At 37.9% G+C, this 15,962-nt stretch carries 17 protein-coding genes; 12 read left to right on the forward strand and 5 right to left on the reverse strand.

Features of this window, described 5'->3' with window-relative positions:
• Positions 1–23: 23 nt before the first annotated feature.
• The 5 genes from yajC to PGN18_RS20960 all read left to right on the forward strand — a co-directional run bounded on the left by yajC (position 24) and on the right by PGN18_RS20960 (position 3,260).
• Positions 24–341: a preprotein translocase subunit YajC gene (yajC, locus tag PGN18_RS20940; RefSeq protein WP_335321526.1), complete on the forward strand. Its 318-nt coding sequence runs from the start codon at positions 24–26 to the stop codon at positions 339–341.
• 121 nt (positions 342–462) lie between these two features.
• Positions 463–1,410: a YbbR-like domain-containing protein gene (locus PGN18_RS20945; RefSeq protein ID WP_335321527.1), complete on the forward strand. Its 948-nt coding sequence runs from the start codon at positions 463–465 to the stop codon at positions 1,408–1,410.
• Positions 1,410–2,027: a dephospho-CoA kinase gene (gene coaE / locus PGN18_RS20950; RefSeq protein WP_335321528.1), complete on the forward strand. Its 618-nt coding sequence runs from the start codon at positions 1,410–1,412 to the stop codon at positions 2,025–2,027. Before PGN18_RS20945 ends, coaE begins: the two co-directional genes overlap by 1 nt.
• A gap of 44 nt (positions 2,028–2,071) precedes the next feature.
• Complete coding sequence (locus PGN18_RS20955; RefSeq protein ID WP_335321529.1) at positions 2,072–3,013, forward strand: exonuclease; 942 nt, start codon at positions 2,072–2,074, stop codon at positions 3,011–3,013.
• Positions 3,014–3,116: 103 nt separating this feature from the next.
• Positions 3,117–3,260, forward strand: coding sequence for a DUF5522 domain-containing protein (locus tag PGN18_RS20960; RefSeq protein WP_335321530.1), 144 nt, complete (start codon positions 3,117–3,119; stop codon positions 3,258–3,260).
• 76 nt (positions 3,261–3,336) lie between these two features.
• Here the strand turns inward: PGN18_RS20960 and PGN18_RS20965 are convergent, their stop codons facing one another.
• The 4 genes from PGN18_RS20965 to PGN18_RS20980 form a co-directional block, all read right to left on the reverse strand.
• Entirely contained in the window at positions 3,337–3,930 is a 594-nt protein-coding gene (locus tag PGN18_RS20965; protein ID WP_335321531.1) for a Uma2 family endonuclease, read from the reverse strand.
• A 115-nt stretch (positions 3,931–4,045) separates the two neighbouring features.
• Positions 4,046–4,762, reverse strand: a complete 717-nt coding sequence (locus PGN18_RS20970) for a ZIP family metal transporter (protein ID WP_335321532.1) — start codon at positions 4,760–4,762, stop codon at positions 4,046–4,048.
• 3 nt (positions 4,763–4,765) lie between these two features.
• Positions 4,766–5,329: a phosphatase PAP2 family protein gene (locus tag PGN18_RS20975; protein WP_335321533.1), complete on the reverse strand. Its 564-nt coding sequence runs from the start codon at positions 5,327–5,329 to the stop codon at positions 4,766–4,768.
• Positions 5,326–6,057, reverse strand: coding sequence for a class I SAM-dependent methyltransferase (locus PGN18_RS20980; RefSeq protein ID WP_335321534.1), 732 nt, complete (start codon positions 6,055–6,057; stop codon positions 5,326–5,328). Before PGN18_RS20980 ends, PGN18_RS20975 begins: the two co-directional genes overlap by 4 nt.
• A gap of 338 nt (positions 6,058–6,395) precedes the next feature.
• Here PGN18_RS20980 and glmM point away from each other — a divergent pair, with 338 nt between their 5' ends.
• From glmM to PGN18_RS21015, 7 genes are all read left to right on the forward strand, one after another.
• Positions 6,396–7,781, forward strand: coding sequence for a phosphoglucosamine mutase (gene glmM / locus PGN18_RS20985; protein WP_335321535.1), 1,386 nt, complete (start codon positions 6,396–6,398; stop codon positions 7,779–7,781).
• A gap of 130 nt (positions 7,782–7,911) precedes the next feature.
• Positions 7,912–9,060, forward strand: coding sequence for a cysteine desulfurase family protein (locus PGN18_RS20990; protein ID WP_335321536.1), 1,149 nt, complete (start codon positions 7,912–7,914; stop codon positions 9,058–9,060).
• Positions 9,061–9,762: 702 nt separating this feature from the next.
• Positions 9,763–9,966, forward strand: coding sequence for a hypothetical protein (locus tag PGN18_RS20995; RefSeq protein ID WP_335321537.1), 204 nt, complete (start codon positions 9,763–9,765; stop codon positions 9,964–9,966).
• Between the two features lie 165 nt (positions 9,967–10,131).
• Entirely contained in the window at positions 10,132–10,335 is a 204-nt protein-coding gene (locus PGN18_RS21000; protein ID WP_335321538.1) for a hypothetical protein, read from the forward strand.
• Positions 10,336–10,410: 75 nt separating this feature from the next.
• Positions 10,411–11,310, forward strand: coding sequence for an MBL fold metallo-hydrolase (locus PGN18_RS21005; protein WP_335321539.1), 900 nt, complete (start codon positions 10,411–10,413; stop codon positions 11,308–11,310).
• Between the two features lie 331 nt (positions 11,311–11,641).
• Positions 11,642–12,967: a cytochrome ubiquinol oxidase subunit I gene (locus PGN18_RS21010; protein ID WP_335321540.1), complete on the forward strand. Its 1,326-nt coding sequence runs from the start codon at positions 11,642–11,644 to the stop codon at positions 12,965–12,967.
• Positions 12,968–13,023: 56 nt separating this feature from the next.
• Positions 13,024–14,028 (forward strand): cytochrome d ubiquinol oxidase subunit II, encoded by a 1,005-nt coding sequence (locus PGN18_RS21015; protein WP_335321541.1) that lies wholly within the window; start codon positions 13,024–13,026, stop codon positions 14,026–14,028.
• 288 nt (positions 14,029–14,316) lie between these two features.
• Here PGN18_RS21015 and PGN18_RS21020 read toward each other — a convergent pair whose 3' ends face one another.
• The gene (locus tag PGN18_RS21020) at positions 14,317–15,864 is read right to left on the reverse strand and encodes a M20/M25/M40 family metallo-hydrolase (RefSeq protein WP_335321542.1); all 1,548 of its coding nucleotides are present in this window, start codon (positions 15,862–15,864) and stop codon (positions 14,317–14,319) included.
• Between the last annotated feature and the right edge of the window lie 98 nt (positions 15,865–15,962).

Here is a 15,962-nt window from a genome sequence, read left to right on the forward strand (position 1 = left end):
CATAAAAAACAAATAAATAAGAAATGATATCAACAGTAATATTACAGGCAGCAGGTGGAAGTAGTACATTAACTACCATAGTACCTATGGTACTGATCATGGTAGTTTTCTACTTTTTCATGATCCGTCCACAAGTTAAAAAAGCTAAAGACCATAAAAAATTGGTTGAAGAATTGAAAAAAGGAGATAAAATCGTAACCACTGCTGGTATTCACGGCCGTATTGCAGATATGAATGAAACCACATTTTTAATTGAAGTTGAAGGTGGGGTGAAAATCCGTTTCGATAAATCGGCAGTTTCGTTAGATGCAACGAAAGCGGCTGCAGCACCTAAAGCATAATAAATCAATAAAATTTAAGTGCAGTCCCGAAAACTTTCGGGACTGTTTTTGTTTTATTACATTTGATTAAATGCATTTTGGAAAAGTATTTTTCCGGCTTACAGCTCATATTTAATTTATTATGCCTTTCATTACGTTAACGAAGATTGAAAAAAGACGTGTGTTTAGCCTATTGGCCTGCCTGTTACTGGCTATAGCGGCATGGCTCTTTATGGCATTAAATAATAAGTATGTTTATGTAGCCAAAACGGTATTGGTTTTTAAAAATAGTCCCACTAAAAGAGCTTTTTATCCTTTACAGTCTGATACGATAGATTTACAGGTAGAAGGGACGGGTTGGCAGTTGCTTTTTGCCCGTTTAAGAATCAATCCCCCTTCTGTTTCGGTTAGTTTGAGTCAACTCAATACCAAAGATTTTATTGTTTTTTCTGATCAGCTTTTTAATATCAACAGGCAGTTGGAAAGTACGCAAAAGGTAATTTCAGTAAAGCCCGATACCCTTTATTTCGATTTTACTAAACGTGTGGTAAAAAAAGTTCCTGTAAAATTGATTGATAAATTGGGTTTTGCCAAGCAATATGGCCGATCAGGCGATGTGATCCTCAATCCTAAATATGTAAAGGTTGCAGGCCCTTTAGAAGAGCTCTCAAAAATAGCATTTTGGCCAACCGATACACTTAAACAGGATAAAATACAGAGCGGTATTACCACCAGGGTGGCTTTACAGCACAGCATTCACAAGAACGTAAGTATTTATCCATCGTCTGTTGAAGTTAAACTTCCTGTAGATGAGTTCACGGAAAAAACCATTGAGGTGCCTTTAAAAATCACGAATAACCGGAGCTACAACAACATCAAACTTTATCCTAAGAAAGTTAAGGTTACTTTTTTAGTTGCTTTGAGTAATTACGATCAGGTTGATGAAAGTTTTATTACAGCAACTATTGATGTTGATGAATGGCAAAATTTAGGGCATCATCAGTTTACGGTCAAGATAACCGAATTTCCAGATTATTGTAAGTTGGTTAGCGTAAAACCTTCCAAAATAGATTTCATTGTAGAAAAATAATGTATAAAGTAGGCATAACAGGTGGTATAGGCAGCGGTAAAACAACGGCCTGCAAAGTTTTTGAGGTATTGGGTATTCCAGTGTTTTATGCTGATACGGTTGCTAAAGAAATCATGTGCAAAGATGTTGTATTGGTAGCCGGAATTAAATCTGCCTTCGGACAAGAAAGTTATTTCGAAGATGGAAAACTGAATAATAAACATATTGTAGGCATTGTTTTTAATAACGAAGAAGCGCTGGCAAAATTAAATGCATTGGTTCATCCTGCCGTTTTTAGGGCGTTTGATGCCTGGGAAGAAACTCTGCCTAAATCTGTACCTTACTCACTTAAAGAGGCTGCACTGCTTTTTGAAAGTGGTTCTTACAAGATGTGTGATACCACCACTTTGGTTACAGCACCCTATGAAATGAAGCTAAAAAGAGTGATGCAACGTGATGGTGTTTCGGCAGAACAGGTTAAAGCGCGTATAAATAAACAGCTTAATGATGATGAGAAATCTAAACTGGCTAATCATTTTATTGTAAATGATGAGCAAAAGTCTATCATTGAACAAGTAATGGCTTTGCATCAGCAATTTTTAAAGGTTGCTGAATCCCTGAAGTCTGCCAATGCCTAATTATCTATTCCAATCATACCATTCTTAAATCCTTTCATTCCAATATGATTCTAGCAGATTTTATTACTGTTACTCCAAGGGGTTTGTATTGTGTTTATGGGGACTTTTACCTCGATCCGCAACAGCCGGTTAAAGAGGCAGTGGTTTCGCACGCGCATGGTGATCATGCCATCGGTGGAAGTCAGCATGTATACTGTACTGCTGCCACCGCAACTTTTATGAAACACCGGTACCGTAAATTTGCAGCGGTTGATTTTTTTACCAAAAGTTATCATGAAGCGTTCAGAATAAAAGAGGTTACCATTACTTTTTATTCTGCCGGACATATTTTGGGCTCCGCCCAGGTATTAATGGAACATAAGGGTATAAAATATCTTTATACTGGTGATTATAAGATTGAGCCAGACAATACTTGTGAGCCATTTGAATTTGTAGAAGCTGATGTTTTAATTACAGAAAGTACTTTTGCTAATCCAGAAACCAAACATCCTTCACCAGTAGCCGAGATTAGAAAACTTAACGAAACCCATGCAAATATCATGCTGGGTGCTTATGCATTGGGTAAAAGCCAGCGAATTGTTCAGTTGCTTAATGACCATTGTCCTACGAAGAATGTTATGGTTCACCATAGTATTATGCCTTTTGTAAAAATTTATGAGGATTATGGTGTTAAGGTAGGGGATTACAAAATTTACGATAGAAAAGTGATGAAAAATAACCATGAGCATCAGGTTTATATTGTACCGCCAATGGTATTTCACAGTTACCATAAGGCCATTAATGTTGTACGTGCCTTTGCCTCGGGATGGAAAAACCTGCAGCAGCAAAACGGAATTTCACTTTATATTTCTGATCATGCCGATTGGGATGCAATTTTGGAAACAATCGAAAAAGTTAAACCAAAGCAGGTATGGACTTTACATGGTGATGGTAAGCAGCTTAAAGACTATTTTAAAGATAAATTGGAGGTAAAAATTCTTAACTAGTAATTATGATTACTGAGATTGACATTAAATATAGGTTACACCTCATCCTGAACTTCCGCCCGGCCAGTCGGACGGGTGTTTCAGGATCTTTAATTGCTCATAAATGAAAGAAGGTGAAGATTTTTATTTTAATGAAGATGGATTTATGGTTTTTACGGAAGCTTACCATTTAAAACGCGGTTATTGCTGTAAAAATAAATGCAAACATTGTCCTTGGAGTTACGGCAAGAAGAAAGAAAAAAAGTAAAGTAGTTTACAGTTCTCAGTTGGCAGTTAACCGGAATGCTTTGTAATCAGTTGTTTATCGTTTTGTTGTTCCATTTTCAGAAACGAACATAATAGTAAATATCGCTTAGCGCCATATCAAACCCCATTGAAACAAAGGTTAAAGTATCACTAATCTCTTTGTATTCTGTCAACAACCAGTTTCTTTCTTCATTAATATGATAAGACTGTACAAAAATAGATTCGGAATCAATCATGATGTATTCTTTTAAAGATGGAATATCTTTATAGAGGTTAAATTTTTTGTTCCTATCGTAATTTTTAGTTGAAGGCGAAAGGATCTCAATAATCGCAGTTGGTAAAATGGAAGTATCTTCATCAAAATCACTATGCGTTAAACCATTGCAATAAATGGAAATATCCGGATAAGTAAATAAAGTGTTTTCCGGAATATTCATTCGTTTATCACTTCCGTAAGGTCTGTAAGGCTTGCCTTTTAGCTTGTTGCCTATTTCCACAAAAACATTACTGAAAATTTCATTGTGATTCTCCCCGGCACCAGACATGGCAAATATCTCCCCCTGGTAATATTCATGTTTCACCGTCGATGCTTTTTCCATCTCCAGGTATTCCTCAATAGTATAATGCCTTTTTTGGTAGGCTACAGCAGGTTCATTTACAATTTCATCCATATCTAAATTTATGGATGTTTTTTATAAATGTTAACTAAATAAACGATTTAAGCGTTTAAAAACGGTTAAGCGAAACTGCCGATGGTCAACTGTTAACTGCTAACTCTTAACTGAACTAGTGCCCGGCAAAAAAGCCGATCAATGCTACGCCAATCCCCAACAAAACGGCTATCATCTTGCGGGTATTGATTTTGTGATCAGCGCTTGATTCGAATAGGATCGTGGTAGAGATGTGCAGGAAGATACCGATAACTATCCCCATAATCTTATTAAAGTAGGCATCCAGGCCACCTATCGTTCCATTGCTTAAACCAACACTTACATAAAAGCCAAGGGGAGCCATAATGGCAAACACAATAAGATAAAATATGATGCTGCCTTTTTTAAAATGATTCTGCATCAATATACTGGCCAATGCAAAGGCAGCAGGAATATGGTGTAAGGAAATGCCAAAAATCAATTCGTTATGCTGTTCTTTAGCCAGTGGCATTCCTTCTAAAAAAGCATGTAAACACAAGCTGATCATAACTCCAAAAGGAAATACATGACCATCGTGATGTTTATGGATATGACCATGTTCTACACCTTCAGAAAACTGTTCTAAGAATATCTGTAATAAGAAACCAATCAGGATAAAGATGCCAATCTGCCATTTGTCAGGTCCGCTGTAAGCATCTGGAATTAAATGTAAAACCGTGATGGCAAATAAATAGGCCCCGCTGAAAGATAAAATCAGTTTAAGTAATTTGGATTTATCACTTTTAACCAAAAAGATAGCGGTTCCGCCTAAAAAGGCACAGAAAAAGAGTACGCAGAGTTTCCAGATTTCCATAGGTTAAAAATCAGGTTGTAATTTTTTAAATATTCTCGAACAGATCATGCCAATTGTTATGCCTAATAAAGCACCAGTGGTTACATCAACTGGGTAATGAACGCCAACATATACCTGCGCAAAACTGATAATAAACGCCCAAAAGAGGCCAATAGGTAGAATGGGCTTCCACCTGCTATAAAAAATGCAGATTAAAAAAACAGCTATGGCAAAATGATTGGTAGCGTGTGCCGACGGAAAACTTAAACCACTTCCGCAGGGTACACGGTGGATAATATCGTTCGCTAAAGTTAAATCATTACAAGGCCTCACACGCGATACCCAGGGTTTTACAAGTCTCGAGGCAATTAAATCGCCCATGGCAAAGGTAAATAATACCATGCCGATGATATAATAACCTTGTCTTTTATACTGTTTGATGCAAAAAATAATAATAAAGAGGTAAAGTGGCGACCAAAAGTAACGGTTGCGCATTAAGGGCATCAGCCAATCAAAAAAGCCATTTGAAAGTCCGCGGTGGATTTTCAAAAACAATGCTACATCAAACTGCTGTATGCTTTCTATCATGCTTTTTTACAGATTAAAATTAATCGGTCTGAATTGTTTCTGTCAAAATCAGCTAAGTCATAATTGCCGAAAGTTTTTTCAATAATCATCCCGGATTTGCCCAACATGCGTTCAAAATCTTCAAAACTAAATGCTTGGACGCGTTCTTCAAAGTGATATGCCTTTTGCTTATCCTCGAAATTGATCTTTTTGATAATTTTTCCATCAACAACGTTTTTGGTGATTTGAAAAGTGATACCATCCAGTGATTTCGTTTCGCAGGAATTCAAATTGCGGACGATCTTTTCGGTATTGAAGTAATCCAGCACCAAAATGCCCTTTGCAGTTAAACATTTGCGAAATGTTTTAAGTGCATTTACATGTTCTTTTTCTGTATCAAAATAACCAAAACTGGTAAAGAGATTTAAAGCTACATCGAAATAATTGATGTAAAACAACTTGCGCATATCGTGAACCAGAAAGTGTAATTTGCTGTTTTCAAATTGTTTCGCGTACCTTATGCTTTGTTCCGATAAATCTATACCCGTAACATCAAAACCTTTTTTATTCAGGTAAATCGAATGCCGGCCTTTTCCACAGGCAATATCAAGCATTTTAACACCTGCTTCAGGATTTAAAAAAGCGGTAAGCTGATCAATAAAAAATTCAGCTTCAGCATCATTTCTTTGTTGATAAAGAATATGATAATATGGCGAATTGAACCAATATTGAAACCACTTGCGCTGCATATAAAAGCCGTTTGTATTTAAAAAGATGCAAATATAAGGTTTTACAATCATTGGTAAAGTCAGAATACACTTTTATGCAATAATGTTGCAAGAATATTATGTATTGATTTTTTTATTGGCAGCAAATCAACTTCTTATATCGAAGCTGGACAAGATTATATCAAAAATCAATCACAAATTTGAATAACCGCCCATTTAGGTTCGGCGCTTCACACTGTTCTACAAAACTGATCGTATTGGTAGATATAAAAACTATGTAATTTAATATCTGTAACTCGGTTAAATAACAGCTATCTTGTTTTTTTTCTTATTTTTGGACCTCTAATAAATTATAAGAAGTGACTCTAATAAAATCGATTTCAGGAATACGGGGAACCATTGGCGGAAGTGCTGGAAAAGGCTTAACACCATTTGATATTGTGAAGTTTACTGCTGCTTTCGGTAGCTGGGTAGTAAACAAAACAGGTAATAAAAGAATAGTTTTGGGACGCGATGCAAGGATTTCCGGAGAAATGGTGAATAACCTGGTCATTGGAACACTACAGGGTTTAGGTATTGAAGTCATCGATTTAGGCTTATCAACCACACCAACTGTTGAAGTAGCGGTTCCTGATGAAAATGCCGGAGGTGGAATAATTTTAACCGCCAGCCATAACCCTAAGCAATGGAATGCCTTAAAGTTATTAAATGCAAGTGGAGAATTTATTAATGATGCTGATGGTAAAGAAGTATTGGATTTAGCAGAAAGTGCCGATTTTGATTTTGCAGAGGTAGATAAGCTAGGGAAAGTAATCAAAAATGATACTTACCTGCAAAAACACATTGATAAGGTTTTGGCCTTACCATTGGTTGATATTGAAGCGATTAAAAAGGCTGATTTTAAAGTGGTAATTGACTGTGTAAATTCTACCGGCGGTATTTTTGTCCCGGCTTTATTAAAAGCACTAGGTGTAAATAAAGTAATAGAATTATATTGCACGCCAGACGGGCACTTCCCGCATAATCCTGAGCCACTGCCAGAAAACCTAACAGAAATATCGAAAGAAGTTCAGAAACAAAATGCTGATTTGGGTATTGTAGTAGATCCTGATGTTGATCGTTTATGTTTTGTGAATGAAGATGGCAGCATGTTTGGCGAAGAGTATACGTTGGTAGCAGTAGCTGATTATGTGTTAAAAAACACACCAGGAAATACAGTTTCAAATCTTTCATCAACCCGTGCTTTACGCGATGTAACTGAAAAAGCAGGTGCAGCATACAATGCTTCGGCTGTGGGCGAAGTAAATGTTGTAAATAAAATGAAAGCTACCAATGCCATTATCGGTGGAGAAGGAAACGGTGGGATCATCTACCCTGAATCGCATTACGGTAGGGACGCCTTAGTGGGTATTGCTTTGTTTTTAACGCATTTAGCTAAATTTGGAAAATCTATTTCGGTACTTAGGGGCAGCTATCCTCAATACCACATCTCTAAAAATAAGATTACCCTTACTCCGGAAATGGATATCGATCATTTGTTAAAACAGGTAGAAGAGAAGTATAAAAATCAACCCTACAGCACCATTGATGGTTTGAAGATAGAATTTGATAAAACTTGGGTACATTTGCGCCGCTCTAATACTGAACCCATCATCAGGATTTACAGCGAGGCAGAAAATGAAACCATTGCTGAAAATTTGGCAAACAAAATTATTTCTGATATTAAAGAAATATTACACCTTTAATCTCTAAAACGGATTCTGGGATCAAAAATACCTGTTCAGGATTTGACAAAATGTTTAAATCGCGAACATTTAAAACAAGGCTGCCCTTTACCAGGCTGCTTTGCAAAACTAACTTTTTAATACTCATAAAATGAAAAGGGTCTATTTAGATAATGCGGCCACAACGCCTTTAGACAAGTCAGTAATCGCGGAAATGACAAACGTGATGGAAAACTATTTTGGTAATCCATCTGCCATTCATGCACTTGGCCGCGAGGTGAGAACATTGGTTGAGAAGGCCCGTAAAACGGTTGCTGGTCTGTTAAATGCGTCTCCATCTGAAATATTTTTCACATCTGGTGGTACGGAGGCCGATAATACCGCCATTCGCTGCGGCATTTCAGCCTATGGTATTAAACATGCCATCACTTCAAAAATAGAACACCATGCCGTTGAGCATACTTTAAATACAATGCTTAAAAATGGTGAGATTGATAAGTTAAGTTTCGTTAATATTGACGAAAAAGGCAATATAGATTACAACCATTTAGAAGAACTGCTTCAAAATAACGAACGCACTTTTGTTTCCTTGATGCATGCCAATAATGAATTGGGTACATTAACCGATATGGTTAAAGTTGGCGATATCTGCGAGAAATATAATGCCATTTACCATGCTGATACTGTTCAGACCATGGGCCATTATCCGCATAACGTACGCGAGCTTAAAGCACATTTTATTGTGTGTGCTGCGCATAAGCTGCACGGACCTAAAGGCGTTGGTTTTTTATATGTAAATAGCAATATTAAAATTCCACCTATGATTTATGGCGGTGCACAAGAGCGCAACATGCGTGGCGGTACCGAAAATGTATACGGAATTGTTGGCCTAGCCAAGGCCTTAGAAATTGCTTATGCAGAAATGGAGCAGCATCAGTCCTATATTCAGGGACTTAAAGATTATCTAAAAACACAGTTAATTAGTGAAATCCCTGGAATTGCTTTTAATGGCGAAACCGATGCAGATAAAAGTCTTTACACGGTATTAAATGTTTCTTTCCCAGAGATGGACATGGCCGATATGTTATTGTTCAATTTGGATATCAATGGAATCTGCGCTTCTGGCGGTAGTGCCTGTTCTTCAGGTTCGAACATTGGGTCGCATGTTTTAAATGGTATTAAGGCCGATCCAAACCGTCCTTCAGTGCGTTTTTCATTCAGTAAATACACTACAAAAGGGGATTTGGATTACGTGATTGAAAAAGTTAAAATGGTAGTGAAACAAAATGCTTTAGCATAAAATACTTTTCCTTGGTTGGTGAATCACCAACCATATTATTTCTATTTACTCCTCATCCTAAGGTAAGTCACCAAATTTGAGATTAAAGTCTTGGTGTAAGTCCAGACTTTTTTGTTAGGAGTAATTTATAAGAGTTTTTAGGAAAGCAGGTGCGGCATTTTATTTTAATGTTTGTCCTGCTTTACGCTCCAAATCCTCATGCCGATCAAAAATCGGCACTCCGGGTTTTCTGCTTCAATGAGGTCTAGCTTATTATGCCAGTGCTGCTATTTATGGCTGTATGGTACAAAGAGGATATTTTTTCTTACAGATAAATTCTCTGCTCCCGGCAACCCCAAATAGTATTCCTGGCCGTGCCACCTAAACCTGATCGGAACGGACACGAAGCATAGTGTAGTAAAGTGAAGAGCAGGACTGTATTGAAATAAGTAATACTGTAATTGCTTTCCAAAAAAGATGATTTAGGAAAAAATGTAATTAACTAAATCGGAGCACTAAAAATAACTTGCAAAACTTAAAAATTAAGCCTATATTTAGTTAAACGTTACATAAGGCAATCCACGCCATTTAACCTGTTGTTCCAGTACGAAACCTTATCAAACACCCCATGGTATAAGGTTATGCAAATTTTAAAATGCTTTTTATCAGGTATTAAAATTGTTAACCCTGAAAGCCGCCAGGTTTTCAATAATTTATATCATCATGGAAACAAATCGCAACAATCAGCATCAGGAAAATGCTAAATCCGGACAGAAGTTAAATGAAAAAAGGAAACACATTTACAAGTTTATCCTTAATCCTTTTTCATTCGAATCATCAAACCATTTCAATAAAATCCATAAAAGGAAGTTCCATTCTTTCGGGGATATTCATGAATTGGGAAAATTACCCGGGGCAATGTTTTAAATGTGTACTTCATTTACATTTTTTGGTTGGTGCCTCACTAACCGTAACATCATTAGTGCTTGGTGAGCTAGCAAACATTTAATCGCCGAAAGTCATTCCAAAAACAACTATTAAAAACAATCTTATTTTTCGATTGTTCCTATTGTATATCAAATTGCAAATACTATGGAAACGAATAAAGAACAAGGTAAAGTTGTTGAGAACGATTTACTGGATAAAACAGCAGAAGATATTAAAGAGGATAGAAATTTAGATGAAAATAAATCATCGAAAGTTACTACCAATCTGTTTAACAAAGATAAAGACCGTAAGAATAATTCATTTGGTCCAGGGCATGAACCAGGTACTACGCCAGGCGCAGGTATATAATTGTCTTATTTCAGCATTTAAATCATTAAATTTAAACCACAGCATTTGCTGTGGTTTTTTAGCTTAATCCCAAAAATGGAAAGAAGAAACTTTATTAAAAATTCGGCGCTTGCTATGGCCTTGCTTTCAGTTTATAAAACCGATGTTTTTGCGCAGCAAGAATTATTGCGCGCTTATGATTTTAAGCCACTTCGTAATAACGTTGGTATATTTACCGAGCAGGGTGGAACCATCGGCTGGTTAAATTCAAGCAGCGGTTTTGTAGTAGTAGATGCGCAATTCCCGACCACGGCACCTCATGTAATTGATGAGTTGAAAAAGTTGGGTGAAAAACCTTTCAAATACCTCATTAATACACATCACCACGGCGATCATACCGCGGGGAATATTTCTTTTAAAGGACTGGCCGAAAAAGTTGTTGCTCACCAAAACTCGCTGGTAAACCAAAAAAGAGGGGCAGAGAAAGCAAATAATTTAGATAAACAGCTTTTGCCTGATAGCACTTTTGGCACAAAATGGAGCGCGAAAGTAGGTGACGAAAATATAAAAGCTTATTATTATGGTTCCGGTCACACCAATGGTGATGCCGTTTATCATTTCGAAAATGCCAATATTGTACATGTAGGCGATCTGGTATTCAACCGCAAATTTCCATATATTGATAGGGAAAATGGTGCCCATATTGGTAACTGGATTACAGCTTTAGATAAGATACAAAACCAGTTTGACAATGATACCTTATTTATCTGGGGACATAGTTTGGATCCGGAAAAAGTAACTGGAAACAAGGCTGATGTGAAGGCATATCAAAACTATCTTCAAAACCTTTTAACCTTTGTGGGTAACGAAATTAAAGCGGGCAAGAGTAAGGAAGATATTTTAAAAACCACTACGATCCCAAATGCACCAGAATGGAAGGGCGAAGGAATTGAAAGAAGCTTAACCGCTGCTTATGATGAATTGAAGGGAGCTTAATTTTCATATTTTGAGTAAAAATCGTCTCGACCGAAGCAACGCGAAGTGCCAGCCTGTGCGGACAGGCCTGCCCGTACAGGCGGGGAGAGATCTTTTAACATAATTCAAGATTTCATCATTCCACTACTTTATGGTCGAACTGACATGATCTTTCTGTATTATCTTTACCTATATTTTGTTAAAAATTTACATATTCTCCAGATGTAGCCTTCCAAATCTATTTTCAATTTATAAACGTTCTATATTTCAAATAATCCTTTCAATGTCACTGAATTACCATAGGCTTTAAGCATTAACAACTATATTTGTTACCATTCAAAATCTACTGCCCATGGATGATTTTATCGCAGCCCGCTCGCAAATGGCCTTATCGCTAGGCTTCCACATTATTTTCTCCTGTATAGGTATGGTAATGCCTTTCTTTATGGCTGTATCACACTATAAATGGCTTAAAACGAATGATGAGGTTTATAAGAACCTCACCAAAGCCTGGAGTAAAGGTGTGGCTATATTCTTCGCTACAGGCGCGGTATCGGGTACTATGTTATCTTTTGAGTTAGGCCTGCTCTGGCCTAAATTTATGGATCATGCCGGACCGATATTCGGGATGCCTTTTTCACTTGAGGGAACAGCCTTTTTTATCGAGGCCATTGCCCTTGGCTTTTTTCTCTATGGCTGGAATAAGTTAAATAAGTGGTTTCATTGGTTTACAGGCATGGTAGTAGGGGTGAGTGGTTTGGCGTCGGGTATTTTAGTGGTTGCCGCCAATGCGTGGATGAACAGTCCGGCAGGATTTGACTTTGTAAACGGACAATACCTCAACATCGATCCTATACAGGCCATGTTCAATAAGGCTTGGTTCAGTCAGGCTTTGCACATGTGTTTAGCGGCATTTACCGCAACAGGTTTTGCGGTGGCAGGCGTACACGCTTTGATGATCTTAAGGAACAGAAATGCATATTTTCATTTAAAAGCCTTTAAAATAGCAGCTGTATTTGCCTGCATTGCTGCCTTGTTACAGCCAATAAGTGGAGATATTTCTGCAAAAGACGTTGCCAAACGTCAACCTTCAAAACTGGCCGCAATGGAAGCCTTGTACAAAACCGAAAAACCTGCCCCGTTATTAATCGGTGGTATAGTAAACGAAAAAGATAAAACCGTAACCGGCGCAATCAAAATTCCGGGTGCATTAAGCTTTTTGGCACATGGCGATTTCAAAGCTGAAGTTAAAGGCTTGGATCAGATTCCTGAAAATGAACGCCCGCCGGTAGCCATTACACATAATGCTTTCCAGATAATGGTCGGGATCGGTACATTGCTACTTTTAATATCATTAATTTACTTCTTCATTCTTTTTAAAAAGAAACCATTAACCAAAAAACGTTGGTTGCTAAAACTGTTTGTTTTTGCCATTCCTTTAGGCTACCTCGCTTTAGAGGCTGGTTGGGTAGTTACAGAGGTGGGAAGGCAGCCCTGGATTATTTATGGTGTAATGCGTACTAAGGATGCGGTAACGCCTATGCCAGGTATTTCGTATTCCTTTTATATCTTCTCTGCCATTTACGTATCGCTAAGTATCATTGTAACGTTTTTGCTTTACCGGCAGATTAAGATGGTGCCTGTACTGTATAGTAAGCCTAATGTCGATAACCATTAATTGCAAAATGAATTGATGATCTGTGTAATTAAATCATCGGTGTAATCATATAAAATATGAAAGAAGTAGTAATTACATTTTTATGCATGGCTATTCTGCTTTACTTTTTATTGGGTGGGGCTGATTTTGGCGCGGGGATTATCGAACTGTTTACCTCCACAAAAAATAGGAGTAGAACACGTAAAACCATGTATCATGCTATTGGTCCGGTGTGGGAAGCGAATCATATGTGGTTGATCATCGCGATTGTGATCCTCTTTGTCGGTTTTCCTTTTATTTATACCACTATGTCGGTTTACCTGCATATCCCATTAGCCATTATGCTTATTGGTATTATAGCGCGTGGTACCGCCTTTGTATTTCGCCATTATGATGCTGTGAAAGATGATATGCAATGGTTGTACAACCGAATATTCCGATATTCCAGTTTTTTAACCGCTTTGTTTTTGGGCATCATTGCAGGAAGTCTGATCTCTGGACATATCGATGCGCAGGCGACCGATTTTTATACGGCCTATATTTCAGGCTGGTTAAACTGGTTTTCGGTCGCTGTGGGGTTTTTTACGGTTTCACTCTGTGGATTCCTGGCAGCCATTTATCTCATCGGCGAAACAACTGAAGCTCATGACAAACGTCGGTTTATTAAAAAGGCGATGTTTATGAATGTGGCAGCGGTTGTTTTTGGTGCAATGGTATTTATTGCCGCACAACGGGATAGAATTCCATTGATTGATTGGGTTTTTAAAAGCAATGTAGGGCTATTGGCCATTATTTTGGCCAGTTTATCACTCGTGCTTCTTTGGTACCTATTAATCAAAGGCAAAACCAAAGTTTTACGCGTTTTAGCAGGCTTCCAGGTAACGATGATCCTTTTGGCGATCAGTTATGCCCACTTTCCAAATTTTATCCGTTTAAAAAGCGGAGATGCTATATCACTTCTTGAAACGATCGGACCTGAAAAAACCATTTACAGTTTAGGTTTGGCGCTTTTATTGGGGAGTGTGCTGATTTTACCTTTTTTAGGGTATTTATTTTATAAGTTTCAGAAGAAAGAGGAGTAGATGTTTTTGCGCAATCGTCATGCTGAATTTATTTCAGCATCTATTCAGCAATAAGACCCTGAAATAAATTCAGGGTGACGACGCTCAAATTATGAGCAGATTTCAATAAAAGCGTCGTCATCTCTAGAGCACAGTTAAATGAGGAAATCCACCTAAATAAACTTAAACTTCGTTGAGTATTGCGTGGTTCTCATCTATGTTACACGCCGCCGGAACTGACGACTGAGGGTAACAAAAAAGAGCACTTGTTTTCAAATGCTCTTTTATAAAACGATTCAAAATTTTAATTTACATTCCACCTCTTCTATTCGATTTTGTTTGTACAGGCCATGTTGCTGGTTTCCCCGTACGTTCATTTACCGGTAAATCGGTTGCTTTTTCGGTTGAAGTTTTCTCTGGATCTTCACAAGCCATATAAACCATAATGGCGGCCAGGATCACATTGCTTCTGATTTCGTCGAAAACCAATTTATCATAACTATCGCGATTGGTGTGCCAGGTATAGGTGCCATAATCCCAACTGGTAGAGCTTAGCGAATAACCCAATGCTCCTGCAGCTACAAATGACGCAAAATCTGATCCCCCTGCGCCCGGCGTACCTGGGAAACTGGTTTTGATCTGGTTTCTAATCGTGTCTGGTACTGCTGTCAACCAACGGGTAATGTAATCTTTCGATTTGGCAAATCCCTGTCCGCCAATGTTAACCACACGACCTGTACCATTATCCTGGTTAAACAAAGCCTGCAGGTTGTTCACAATCCCTGGATGATCTTCTACAAAGGCCCTCGAACCATTTAAACCTTGTTCTTCACTACCCCAATGGCCGACAAGAATTGTTCGTTTTGGATTAGGATAAAATTTCTTTAAAATACGCATGGCTTCCATCATTAAAATGGTGCCCGAACCATTATCCGTTGCACCACTTGCACCATCCCATGAATCAAAATGAGCTGAAAGCATTACATATTCATTCGGTTTTTGCTTGCCTTTTAGCTCCGCAATAGTGTTAAACGTCGGTACAACTCCCAGTTTTTTTGATCCCGACTCGATTTTAAGCATCGGTTTGTTGCCATTTAAAGCCAAACGATACACAAGGCCGTAATCTTCTACGGATAAATCTAAAGTAGGTACTTTGGTGGTGTTGGCACCAAAAATCTTATCTACACCAAAACCTTGCGACCAATTATTGATCACCACAGCTGCTGCGCCTGCACTTTCCAAAGCTATAGGAAGCGTTTTTGCTGTAAAACCAGTTTTAGCCAGATTGGCCATCCATGCTTTTGCTGCATTGGCTTTTTCTGTCTTAAATTTCTCGAAAAGATCCTTTGTAGCAAATTCTTCCCAATTTTTTTCTGGTCGGCCGGAAAGCTGGTTCATGGAAATTAAGACGATTTTACCTTTTACATTGGGTAACCATTTCTGAAAAGATATTGAATCTGTAATTTTCGGAAGGATAATCGCTTCTGCATTAATGCTTTTACCATTGGTTGACGGGCTCCAGGCCAACTGTGTACCTTCTAACGTTCTAACCCTCGGACTTATCAAATCAATGTGTGTAACACCGCGTTCCCAGCCGGCCCATTCGCCCCACTTTTCGTTTTTAGCCGAAATGCCCCAGTCGCTATATTTTTTTACAGCCCAATCGTTGGCCTGTTTCATTTGCGGAGAGCCCACTAATCGCGGACCAACAACATCTAAAAGTTCATGTGCCAGTTTCTCTAATTGAGAGTTTTCATTTACTTCTTTGATGATATTGTCGATTACTTTCCTGTCTTGCGCAAAAGCAAAAGAAGAGGTAAATAGGAGTAAGGTTGGTAGAAGTAGTTTTTTATTCATAATAGGGCTTAGTTAATGATCCGCTAATTTAATGAATAAGGACTTTGGAAATGGATGTTAATGGAAATGTTGCAGATAGCAGCAAACCTTCAATGTTT

It is taken from the genome of Pedobacter terrae (assembly GCF_036946585.1).
GTDB lineage: Bacteria > Bacteroidota > Bacteroidia > Sphingobacteriales > Sphingobacteriaceae > Pedobacter > Pedobacter terrae_C.

Bases quoted from the DNA above. Each gene is read 5' to 3' on its own strand.
- yajC (WP_335321526.1), top strand. From the start codon at position 24: ATGATATCAACAGTAATATTACAGGCAGCAGGTGGAAGTAGTACATTA.
- PGN18_RS20945 (WP_335321527.1), top strand. From the start codon at position 463: ATGCCTTTCATTACGTTAACGAAGATTGAAAAAAGACGTGTGTTTAGC.
- coaE (WP_335321528.1), top strand. From the start codon at position 1,410: ATGTATAAAGTAGGCATAACAGGTGGTATAGGCAGCGGTAAAACAACG.
- PGN18_RS20955 (WP_335321529.1), top strand. From the start codon at position 2,072: ATGATTCTAGCAGATTTTATTACTGTTACTCCAAGGGGTTTGTATTGT.
- PGN18_RS20960 (WP_335321530.1), top strand. From the start codon at position 3,117: ATGAAAGAAGGTGAAGATTTTTATTTTAATGAAGATGGATTTATGGTT.
- PGN18_RS20965 (WP_335321531.1), bottom strand. From the start codon at position 3,930: ATGGATGAAATTGTAAATGAACCTGCTGTAGCCTACCAAAAAAGGCAT.
- PGN18_RS20970 (WP_335321532.1), bottom strand. From the start codon at position 4,762: ATGGAAATCTGGAAACTCTGCGTACTCTTTTTCTGTGCCTTTTTAGGC.
- PGN18_RS20975 (WP_335321533.1), bottom strand. From the start codon at position 5,329: ATGATAGAAAGCATACAGCAGTTTGATGTAGCATTGTTTTTGAAAATC.
- PGN18_RS20980 (WP_335321534.1), bottom strand. From the start codon at position 6,057: ATGCAGCGCAAGTGGTTTCAATATTGGTTCAATTCGCCATATTATCAT.
- PGN18_RS20990 (WP_335321536.1), top strand. From the start codon at position 7,912: ATGAAAAGGGTCTATTTAGATAATGCGGCCACAACGCCTTTAGACAAG.
- PGN18_RS20995 (WP_335321537.1), top strand. From the start codon at position 9,763: ATGGAAACAAATCGCAACAATCAGCATCAGGAAAATGCTAAATCCGGA.
- PGN18_RS21000 (WP_335321538.1), top strand. From the start codon at position 10,132: ATGGAAACGAATAAAGAACAAGGTAAAGTTGTTGAGAACGATTTACTG.
- PGN18_RS21005 (WP_335321539.1), top strand. From the start codon at position 10,411: ATGGAAAGAAGAAACTTTATTAAAAATTCGGCGCTTGCTATGGCCTTG.
- PGN18_RS21010 (WP_335321540.1), top strand. From the start codon at position 11,642: ATGGATGATTTTATCGCAGCCCGCTCGCAAATGGCCTTATCGCTAGGC.
- PGN18_RS21015 (WP_335321541.1), top strand. From the start codon at position 13,024: ATGAAAGAAGTAGTAATTACATTTTTATGCATGGCTATTCTGCTTTAC.
- PGN18_RS21020 (WP_335321542.1), bottom strand. From the start codon at position 15,864: ATGAATAAAAAACTACTTCTACCAACCTTACTCCTATTTACCTCTTCT.